General features: G+C 39.0%; 9 protein-coding genes and 2 pseudogenes. 1 reads left to right on the forward strand and 10 read right to left on the reverse strand.

The window, feature by feature from the left end; translation table 11 throughout:
* The 10 genes and pseudogenes from ACLTU0_RS08140 to leuC all read right to left on the reverse strand — a co-directional run.
* Positions 1-786, reverse strand: a pseudogene (locus ACLTU0_RS08140) (ATP-dependent metallopeptidase FtsH/Yme1/Tma family protein); the annotation flags it as partial.
* A 150-nt stretch (positions 787-936) separates the two neighbouring features.
* A pseudogene (locus ACLTU0_RS08145) lies at positions 937-1,149 on the reverse strand (ATP-dependent metallopeptidase FtsH/Yme1/Tma family protein); the annotation flags it as partial.
* A gap of 51 nt (positions 1,150-1,200) precedes the next feature.
* A complete protein-coding gene (tilS, locus tag ACLTU0_RS08150) occupies positions 1,201-2,535 on the reverse strand; it encodes a tRNA lysidine(34) synthetase TilS (RefSeq protein WP_412322005.1) in 1,335 nt (444 codons plus the stop codon).
* Positions 2,535-3,893 carry a replicative DNA helicase gene (gene dnaB / locus ACLTU0_RS08155; RefSeq protein WP_412322007.1) on the reverse strand — a complete coding sequence of 453 codons (1,359 nt, stop codon included), beginning with the start codon at positions 3,891-3,893 and terminating at the stop codon, positions 2,535-2,537. Before dnaB ends, tilS begins: the two co-directional genes overlap by 1 nt.
* 21 nt (positions 3,894-3,914) lie before the next feature.
* Positions 3,915-4,361 (reverse strand): 50S ribosomal protein L9, encoded by a 447-nt coding sequence (gene rplI / locus ACLTU0_RS08160; RefSeq protein WP_022229250.1) that lies wholly within the window; start codon positions 4,359-4,361, stop codon positions 3,915-3,917.
* Between the two features lie 14 nt (positions 4,362-4,375).
* Positions 4,376-6,391, reverse strand: coding sequence for a DHH family phosphoesterase (locus tag ACLTU0_RS08165; protein WP_412294374.1), 2,016 nt, complete (start codon positions 6,389-6,391; stop codon positions 4,376-4,378).
* Positions 6,392-6,426: 35 nt separating this feature from the next.
* A complete protein-coding gene (locus ACLTU0_RS08170; protein ID WP_022229248.1) occupies positions 6,427-6,729 on the reverse strand; it encodes a MazG-like family protein in 303 nt (100 codons plus the stop codon).
* Between the two features lie 145 nt (positions 6,730-6,874).
* Positions 6,875-7,942 carry a 3-isopropylmalate dehydrogenase gene (gene leuB, locus ACLTU0_RS08175; protein WP_022229247.1) on the reverse strand — a complete coding sequence of 356 codons (1,068 nt, stop codon included), beginning with the start codon at positions 7,940-7,942 and terminating at the stop codon, positions 6,875-6,877.
* 4 nt (positions 7,943-7,946) lie between these two features.
* The gene (gene leuD, locus ACLTU0_RS08180; protein WP_117968116.1) at positions 7,947-8,435 is read right to left on the reverse strand and encodes a 3-isopropylmalate dehydratase small subunit; all 489 of its coding nucleotides are present in this window, start codon (positions 8,433-8,435) and stop codon (positions 7,947-7,949) included.
* A gap of 58 nt (positions 8,436-8,493) precedes the next feature.
* Positions 8,494-9,756, reverse strand: a complete 1,263-nt coding sequence (leuC, locus tag ACLTU0_RS08185; RefSeq protein WP_117968114.1) for a 3-isopropylmalate dehydratase large subunit — start codon at positions 9,754-9,756, stop codon at positions 8,494-8,496.
* A 128-nt stretch (positions 9,757-9,884) separates the two neighbouring features.
* On the opposite strand from leuC, the gene ACLTU0_RS08190 reads away from it, so the two are divergent.
* A complete protein-coding gene (locus ACLTU0_RS08190; RefSeq protein WP_412275810.1) occupies positions 9,885-10,760 on the forward strand; it encodes a LysR family transcriptional regulator in 876 nt (291 codons plus the stop codon).
* The last annotated feature ends 169 nt before the right edge of the window (positions 10,761-10,929 follow it).

Genomic DNA, 10,929 nt, shown 5'->3' on the forward strand with positions numbered 1-10,929 from the left:
CATTACTTTTAAGTTTGCGTCCTCAATATCTTTTCTTGTTATTTCAAGATGGTTTCGTCTTGCCGCAAAAATAGCGGACTCATTCATCAAGTTTTCAAGGTCTGCACCAGAATAACCTGCTGTTGCTTTTGCGATTTCTTCCAAGTCAACGTCATTTGCCAAAGGCTTTTTAGCCGAATGAACTTTTAGAATAGCCTCTCTGCCTTTTACGTCTGGAACGTCAACGACAATCTGTCTGTCAAAACGTCCCGGTCTTAAAAGTGCGGGATCAAGTATATCTGGACGGTTTGTAGCCGCCATCATTATAACGCCTTCATTTTCGCCAAATCCGTCCATTTCAACAAGCAACTGATTTAAAGTCTGTTCTCTTTCATCGTGACCGCCGCCCATACCGGCTCCTCTTTTTCTGCCGACTGCGTCTATTTCATCTATAAACACAATACACGGTCTGTTTTTCTTTGCCTGTTCAAACAAATCTCTCACTCGCGATGCACCTACACCGACATAAAGTTCAACGAAATCCGAACCGCTTATAGAGAAAAACGGAACTTTCGCCTCTCCGGCAACCGCCTTTGCAAGAAGTGTTTTACCTGTACCCGGCGAGCCGACAAGAAGTACACCCTTAGGTATTCTCGCACCAAGACTTACAAACTTTTGAGGATTTTTCAAAAACTCGACTATTTCCGCAAGTTCGGCTTTTTCCTCATCAGCTCCAGCAACATCTTTAAATGTCACGTTCTTGGTGTTCTCATTAAGTCTTGCTCTGCTCTTTGTAAAATTGGTTGCACCCGAACCGCCTTTTCGCAAAAATCCGAAAAAGAACACACATATAAATACAATTATCAAAATTATATTTGTAACCGCCGTCCATGAAATCTTGGTTTCATAAGCCTCTTGCTTTAAAGTGCCTTTATCCATTTGGTCGTTCATTTCTTTTCCGACATCCGCCTGCAACGTGTCAAGTGACGGAATTTTCACCTTCGCTTTGTCACCGTTTGTAAGTGTCACCGTTACGGTATTTCCCGACACAAGCATTGAACTTACCTGTTCGGACTTTATACTGTTGACCAAATCAGAGTAAACCATTTTAGTCTGCGATGCACCGAATCCGACTGCGAACATATAAATCAGATACGCAACTACAAGCATTGCCACCCATACTCCGAGTCCTTTAAATCTTTTCTGCAACTGACTACCTCCTTAATTATCGTAAAATTCTATTTTTATGCCTTTACCCCTAAAAGCAAAACGTTTGTCTATTCTGTTGCCGACTGCGGCAATTTCGCCGTTTATCTCAATTATCGGCACACTGTTTCGTTTATCTTTAGGAATTTTTTTATCTATAAAATATTCCTTTAATTTCTTCGTACCGTTCATACCCATAGGCTGAAATTTATCACCGTTTCGCCTGTTGCGTACAATGATTTTATCAGTCTTGTCACACGAAAGATATATTGCACCGTCTTTATTTCGCATATCCGTTTCATATACCGAAATTTTTTTGTCAAGTTCCGAAATAAAAACTGTTTCACCGATATTAATACTGACTTCAAACGGCTGTGTTTCTTTTTTTTCGTGTTCAAGTATTATTTTGCCGTACTCGTTTTTTGCAACAATACCGTACGGCAAATTTATTTGTCTGCCGCTTGATTTATCGGCAAGCGACAATATATCCGCAACATATGTTGACGAAATATCGTTAAGACCGTTATAAATATCTCTTAACATCAATCTTAAAACACGTCTTTTTATCGCAATATCCGTATTATTCAAATCTTCAATATTAACAGCACAATTTCTGATGTGATGTTTATAAAAATCTTCCGCAATACCGTCAAGATAATCACTGTCATCTTTTATCAAGCCAGCATTTTCCGTAACGGTTTTAATAAAACTCGTGTTAAATTCCTTTTGAATATACGGAAGTAATGTGTGACGTATTTTATTGCGTGTGTAATTTTCTGTCAAATTTGTACTGTCTGTCATATATTCAAGTCCGTTATCACTGCAATATTTTTCGATTTCATCTCGTGAAACATTCAATATCGGACGAATTATATTTCCGCGGACATACGGTATTCCGCAAAGTCCGTTTGTCGTACTGCCACGCATAAAATTCATAAGCAAAGTTTCGGCATTGTCATTTCTGTTATGCGCCGTTGCAACTTTGTTTATATAGTATTTTTCGCACAATTTATTAAAGAAATTATATCTCACATTTCTTCCGGCTGTTTCTTCCGACACATTTGTATCTTTTGCAATTTGGGGTATATCTGCATTTAACACAAAACATTCAATACCCAATTTTTTTGAAAAGTTTTCGGCAAAAAGTTCATCTCTCTTTGCCTCCTCGCCTCTTATGCCGTGATTAATATGAGCCGTATATAATTTTATGTCAAATTCATCTTTCAGCGACCAAAGTGCGTGAGTAAGACACACCGAATCCGCACCGCCCGAAAGACCGACCAGCACGCTGTCGCCGTTATTCAATAAATTATATTCACGCAAGGTCTTTTTAATAATATCTAAAACCATTATTCTTCCTTCAATGCAAATTCAACATTAGAAAACTTAGTATATTCACCTTTCCAACCAAGTTTAAACATACCGGTTTCACCGCTTCTGTTTTTTGCGACAATACATTCAGCCAAATTTTTATCCTCGGTATCGGGATTATAATATTCGTCACGATACAAAAACATAACCATATCGGCGTCCTGCTCGATAGCACCCGATTCACGCAAGTCCGAAAGCATGGGACGCTTATCGCTTCTCGATTCAGCCGCACGCGAAAGCTGTGAAAGTGCAATGACAGGAATATTAAGTTCCTTTGCAAGAATTTTTAACGAACGCGAAATTTCGGCAATTTCATTTTGTCTGCTCTCTGTTCTTCCGCTCGACTGCATTAACTGCAAATAGTCGATTACAATAAGTTCAAGATTTTTTGTCTGCTTTAATCGTCTGCATTTTGCACGGATTTCCGATACCGTTATTGACGCAGTATCGTCTATATACATCGGTGCAGTTGCAACTCTGTTTACTATTGCACCGATTTTTTCCCAATCTTCGCCTGTTATATCACCTGTTCTGATTTTATTTGAATTAACAAGTGCCTGGCTGCATATAATACGGTTTACAATCTGTTCTTTCGGCATTTCGAGGTTGAATATCGCAACAGTTTTTTTATCGGTAATACTGACGTGTTCCGCTATATTTACCGCAAAACTTGACTTACCCATACCCGGACGTCCGGCGATAAGAATAAGTTCACCGCCATGAAAACCGCCCGTACGTCTGTTAAGTTCATCAAAGCCTGTCGGCAAACCCGTTATACCGCTTTGATTTAAAGAGTTTTCAACAAGTTCCTGATAACTGCCCATGAATATCTCACTTATAGGAAGTATATCACTCTTGTTGTTTGATGATGTAACGTCAAAAATAAGCTGTTCGGCTTGGTCGACTATTCTTTCGACTTTATCGTTCTGACCGTAAGCCATATCGGAAATATCGTTGGCACTTTTAATAAGTGTTCTCAAAACTGCCTTTTCCTTAATTATTTGCGAATAATACGTCACGTGCCTTGTTGTCGGCACATTTGTTGCCGCATTTCTCAAATAAGCGATACCTCCGACAGCCTCAAGTTTGTCGCTTTGGCTCAACTTATTTGAAACAGTAATAAAATCTATAGCCGCATTTTCGTTAAATAAATCAAGAATCACACTGAATATTTCCTTATTCTGTGGGAAGTAAAAATCAGACGGTCTAAGTATTTCAACCGACTCCGCAACACTGTGCAAATTAGTAAGCGCACTGCCTATTACAGCCAATTCCGCCTCTTGACTATATGGCAGTTCTCTGCCCATTACGTCAACAGGATTCGACATTTCTGCCATAAATCCATTACCTCCCCAAAGTTATATCTGTTCTACAACTACGTTTAACTTACCGACAACGCCTGTATAAATTTTTACGTCAACAGTTGTTGTTCCCAATGTCTTTATGCCGTCAGGCATAACAAATTTCTTTTTGTCAAGTTTGATGTGGTGTTGTGAAGTAAGCGCCTCTGCTACGTCTTTTGATGTTACAGATCCGAAAAGTTTACCGTTTTCGCCTGCTTTAGCCTTTAGCACAACCTTGATTTCTTTCATTTTCTCTGCTATTGCATTTGCCTCTTCAAGCTCAACTTTTTTCTTGTATTCAAGAGATTCCTGCTTACCCTTCATTACGTTTATATTCGACTTTGTAGCCGGTTCGGCAAGACCTCTCGGCAAAAGATAGTTTCTTGCATAACCGTCAGATACATTTACCATCTGACCTTTTTTACCTTGTCCTTTTACATCTCTTGTCAATATAACTTGCATTGTCCTTCCTCCAATTAACTTTCATTATTTGCAACGTAATCAAAGACAGCCTTTTCAACGTCCTCAATTACCATATCTACATTTTTGTCTTTTACTTGTGCACCGGCAACGGTACTGTGTCCGCCGCCGCCGAGATACTCCATAATAAGCTGTACATTAATATCACCGAGCGAACGGGCGCTTATACCCACGCCGCCGTCCTGTGCATATACAACTATCGACGCACGAATATCACCTATATTAAGCATTTCATCAGCCGCCTGTGACGCTATCACTCTTATATTGGGATACTTTGTGTAACACTTTGCGACTGCAATCTGCGATACTATAATTTTCGACGTCTTTACAATATCGGCTCTGTGGTCATAGTCCTCTTTATTCACGTTAAACAGCTTTTTGACGTCTGCCGTATTCAGTCCCAAACGTCTTAAATACGAAGCCGCCTCAAATGTTCTGACACCTGTTTTTACTATAAAGTTCTTTGTATCCATCAAGATACCCGTATACAAACACTCCGCCTCAACGGTTGTAAGTGAACTTCCCAAATTCATATATTCCAATAATTCAGTAGCCATTTCACAAGTTGACGACGCATACGGTTCGTGATAAATAAGCGAACAAGGATTAATAAAATCAGTCGAACGTCTGTGGTGGTCGATAAGCACAACCTTACTTGCCTTTTCGATAAGTTTCGGGCATGGCAACATTGACGGTCTGTGCGTATCAAGCACAACTATCAATGTATCTGATGTAACGTTTTCGACTGCGTCGTCATTGCTTATAAACATACCTCTGTACTCACTCATTGCACGAAGGTCGTCATACATTTTTTTTATGGCCGGTGAATTGTTGTCATAGACAATATACGGCTTTTTGCCGAGCGTTCTGACTGCTCTCTGCAAGCCTACCGCCGCACCGAAGCAGTCATAGTCCGCACCGGAATGTCCCATAAATATTACTTTGTCGGAATTTTTTATAAAGTCTTTTAATGCAACAGCAATAGCTCTTGTTTTAACTCTTGTACTCTTTTCGTAATCACGAGCCTTACTGCCGTAAAATTTATACTGTGTATCGTCCTTTATGCTGACTTGGTCACCTCCGCGTCCGAGTGCCATATCAAGTGCATTTCTTGCGTACATATCATTTTCCGACAGACTTCCGCCTACGCCGATACCGATACTGATACTTACCGGAAGTTTCATATCTTCACCGACTTTTCTCACCTTATACAATATATCAAACTTTTTACTGACATACTGTGCAAGATAGCGATGTTCAAAGAACATATAAAATCTGTCGCGGTCGGTTACTTTTAAAAGTGCATTCGATTCGTCTACCCATTCATTGATACATTTTCTTATTTGTGCCAAAATCTGTTGTTGTTCGTTGTCATTGACACGTTGCAATACATCGTCATAATTATCAATATTGATAATCGCAACATCTGTTTTTTCGTTAACGTATTTTCTTTTTAATTCATATTCAACAGTTCTGTCAATAAGATAAATATATACGGATACCTTATCCTCATCTTCGGAAATACTTATATTTCTGTTTCTGATTGTATTTGCAATAAGCAAATATCGCTTATCGTCAATTCGTATACGTTTTTCATAGTGTGAGGCTGATTTTAAAATTTCTCCCCACTTTATATCGGATATTGAATTTTCGAGTTTTGTGTCAAAAAGGTCCTTATTAAAAAACAATTCCGAAAATTTGCCGTTGTACCAGCATATGGAACCGTCTATATGCACAACAACGATAGGTATAGGAAAAGAGTCCATAATATTTGCCGAAATCGAATTTGAGCTTTTCGCCATAATTTCAAGAAAATTATTAACACTCTCATTTCTTTTATTTCTTATAAAAATAACCGCACAAAATGCTATTATCCCCGCAATTATCTCTAATATTGCTATAACCTTGCCTTTAATCGCATAACTGAGTACACCGCTTATGACCAAAAGCAGTGCTGATGCAAATGCTATCTTAATGCAAGTTTTAACAACTTGTCCGTAATGTTTTCTCATAAGTCCCTCCAAAGTGCATTAATGCACTGTAAGCCTTAGCGGCTCTTTAAATATTTCTTTAGTTCCGACATATCCGAAAACTCTATCTCAAGTTCGTGTCCGTTTTCTTCACCTATGCCGAGAAGTTCGGAAATTTTTTTATCTATGCTTGCATAACCGATTCCCAACCGTCTTGCAAGTATGTAATCCATAGCAATAACCGTTGCTATTTCATTTGTAACACTCTCATAATCGCCTATTTCGTCATAGTCCGCAAGAGTTCTGTAAAGATGTGCTATCTCCGATAAAATCTCACCTTTTATCATATCAATAGCTTTTAGATTTGTTGAAATGTTCATAATGATGCCTCCAATGATGTAATTAATTTTGTGTAGTCCTATCTGATACTATATTCTACCACAAACTTCATATCAAGTCAACATCATTAAAGAACTTTGCCATAAAGCAACAAAAACACTCTTTATGAGTGTTTTTGTTAGCATATTATATATTTTCCGCAATAAGTTTAGCCATTTCCTTACAGCCAACCTTTTTCATACCGTCTGACATAATATCGGTTGTTCTGTAATTTTGGTCAAGTACCTTATCTACTGCGTCATTTATTGCCTTTGCTTCTTCTACAAGACCGAATGACATTTCAAGCATCATAGCGGCTGAAACAATGGTTGCAATAGGGTTTGCAATATCCATACCTGCAATATCAGGAGCACTGCCGTGAATCGGTTCGTACATACCGCATTTTGTTGCGCCAAGTGACGCTGACGGCAACATACCGATTGAACCTGCAATAGCACTTGAAAGGTCTGAAAGAATATCTCCGAATATATTTGATGTAACGATTACGTCAAATTGTGCCGGATTAATTGCAAGCTGCATAGCTGCATTATCAACATACATATGAGTAAGCTCAACTTCGGGATAGTCTGCCGAAAGCTCAATCATAGTCTTTCTCCAAAGTCTTGAAGATTCAAGTACGTTGGCCTTATCAACAGATACAACTCTCTTATCTCTAAGCATAGCTGTTTCAAATGCAATCTTACCTATTCTCTTGATTTCTTCAACTGAATACTTTTCTGTATCCGACGCCCATGATCCGTCCTCGGCTTTCTTTCTTTCACCGAAGTAAATACCGCCTGTAAGTTCGCGGACAACCATTACGTTAAGTCCTTTTTCAAGCTTTTCGTCTTTAAGCGGTGACGCGTCCTTTAGCTGTGGCTTTAGGATTGACGGACGAAGATTTGAATATAATTCAAGAGCCTTTCTTATACCCAAAAGTCCTTTTTCAGGTCTGTTTTCAGACGGTTGTGAATCCCACTTCGGACCGCCGACTGCACCTAAAAGCACACTGTCTGATTTTTTACAAATATCAACTGTTTCCTGCGGAAGCGGTACGCCGTACTTATCTATGGCACAACCGCCCATATATACTTCCTGATAATTAAATTTGTGTCCGTACTTTTTGCTTACCGCGTCAAGAACCGTAACAGCACCCGATACGATTTCAGGACCAATTCCGTCACCCGGTATAAGTGCAATATTAAATTCAGCCATTTTATTACATTCCTTTCTTTATGTACTCAACCAAACCGCCTGCATTGATAATGCCCTGCATAAATTCAGGAAATGCAACTGCTTGATAAGTCTTATTCTTTGTCTTGTTTGTGATAACGCCTGTATCGAAATCAACTTCTACTTCATTGCCCTCATCTATATCCTCTGACGCCTCGGCACATTCAAGAATAGGAAGTCCGATATTGATTGCGTTACGATAGAAAATTCTTGCAAAATCCTTTGCGATTACGCATGAAATACCGCTTGCTTTTATAGCGATAGGTGCGTGTTCTCTTGATGAACCGCAGCCGAAGTTTGCACCGCCGACCATAATGTCGCCGTCTTTAACTTTATTTACAAATTCTTTATCTATATCTTCCATACAGTGTGACGCAAGTTCCTTATGGTCTGTTGTGTTAAGGTATCTTGCCGGAATTATTACGTCTGTATCAATGTTATCTCCGTATTTAATAACTTTTCCGTTTGCTTTCATATTAATCCTCCGTTCCAAACTCAACTCAAAATCAATTTTAAGTTGTGAAGTTTATTTTTTACATTACTTCTTCAGGTGCTGTTATCTTACCCGTTACAGCACTTGCGGCCGCAACTTCAGGACTTGCAAGATAAACTTCACTGTCAACGTGTCCCATACGTCCGATAAAGTTTCTGTTTGTTGTAGAAACACATCTTTCGCCTTCTGCCAAAATACCCATATGACCGCCAAGACACGGTCCGCAAGTAGGTGCCGAAATTACACAGCCTGCCTCAACAAGTGTCGATAATGTACCGTCTTTTAATGCTTCAAGGTAAATTGCCTGTGTTGCAGGGAATACGATAACTCTTATACCCTTTTTAACGTGCTTACCCTTTAGAATTTCAGCCGCATGACGTAAATCCGAAATACGTCCGTTTGTACATGAACCTATTACAACCTGGTCAATTTCAACATCGCCCCAGTTTTCCGGTGTTCTTGCATTTTCAGGCAAGTGAGGGAATGCAACCGTATGAGGAACTGTTGCAAGGTCGATGTCTATTGTCTGTACATATTCAGCGTCATCATCAGCTTTAAATACTGTATATTCTTTGTCCGAATGGTCTTTCATATATTCAACAGTCAAATCGTCAACTTCAAATATACCGTTTTTAGCACCTGCTTCAATAGCCATATTTGCGATTGAGAAACGGTCGTCCATAGTAAGAGTGTGCATACCTTCACCTGTAAATTCCATTGACTTGTAAAGTGCACCGTCAACGCCAATCATACCGATTATATGTAAAATAAGGTCCTTACCGCTTGTGTATTTGTTAAGTTTACCTGTTAGGTTAATTTTAATAGCCTCAGGAACTTTGAACCAAGCCTTACCTGTTGCCATACCGGCTGCCATATCTGTTGAGCCGACGCCTGTTGAAAAAGCACCCAATGCACCGTATGTACAAGTATGTGAGTCTGCACCGATAACAACGTCACCTGCAACTACCAAGCCTTTTTCAGGAAGAAGTGCGTGCTCGATACCGACTTCGCCGACTTCAAAATAGTTTACAATATCCTGTTCCTTTGCAAAAGTTCTGACCTTTAATGCCTGCTGAGCAGACTTAATATCCTTATTCGGTGTAAAGTGGTCAGGAACAAGAGCAACTTTTGCTTTATCAAATACTCCGTCAAGTCCTATCTTATCAAATTCTCCTATTGCAACAGGAGTTGTTATGTCGTTGCCAAGAACTAAGTTTAAATTCGCCATAATAAGTTCTCCGGCTTTAACACTTTCCTTTCCTGCGGCATTCGCAAGAATTTTTTGCGTCATAGTCATTCCCATAACAAAAACCTTCCTTTCCGAAATGTTTATTTTACTTTTATTACTATTGAATTATAGCACAACAAGTGATATAATTCAAATATATATAATTTATATTATCCATAAAAATAACTTATATGAGGTGTCAAATGTATAACTACGATAATCTTTCCAAATACAAGGTATTTCTGTGTGTTGCCGAGTGCGGCAGTATATCTCAATCTGCCGAGCAACTTTATATTTCTCAGCCGGCTGTAAGTATGACAATAAAAAAGCTTGAAGAAAGTCTTGGAACAACTTTGTTTTTACGAAAACCGAGAGGTGTTGTTCTGACCGAAAACGGCAGACTTCTTTATGACGGCGTAAAACAAGCATTAAATATGCTCTCCGATACCGAAAGCAATTTAAAGCACCTTGAAAACAACGGCAGACTTCGCATTGCCGCAAGTAATGTGCTTTGCAAGTACCTGCTTATGCCCTATCTTCAAAAATTCACCGAAAAATATCCTTTCACCGATGTTTCCATAACTTGTACATCATCTGCAAATGCACATAAAATGCTTGAAGAGTGTAAAATCGACGTTGCGCTTATGGCAAAGCCCGACAACATCAGCGGTCTTGAATATTATCCGCTCGGTGAAATACAGGACACATTCGTCTGTACTCCGTCATACTTGAAACGTCTTAACTGCAACGGTTTTGAAATTTTTGAACGTGGCAATATTATGCTTTTAAACAAAGACAATGTTTCCCGTATGCATATAAACAACTACTATGCCGAAAACAATATCAATCCTACGCATATCCTTGAAGTGAACGATATGGATATGCTTATTGAATTTGCCAAAATCGGCATAGGTGTTTCATGCGTGGTAAAGCAGTTTGTAAAAAACGAATTGTCTAACGGCTCACTTATCGAAATAAATCTGCCTAATGCAATACCGCCACGCGAAACAGGCTTTTTATATAATCAAAATATTCAGCCGTTTAATGATAATATTTTAAGGCTTATCAACATTAATTGATTATAGACAAAACCTTTACGGTTTTGTCTGCTTTATTTTAGGGAGTTTGATGGCGTATCGGAAAGACATCCGATGCTCGCAGAGCGGTTTTGCCGTAGGCAAAACTACTGAAAAAGCTAACCTCAAGTTTCAATCATTTCTGGCAACATGCGCGGCAGAAATGGCTTAA

It is taken from the genome of Hominilimicola sp., from assembly GCF_046972485.1.
Classification (GTDB): domain Bacteria; phylum Bacillota; class Clostridia; order UBA1381; family UBA1381; genus Hominilimicola; species Hominilimicola fabiformis.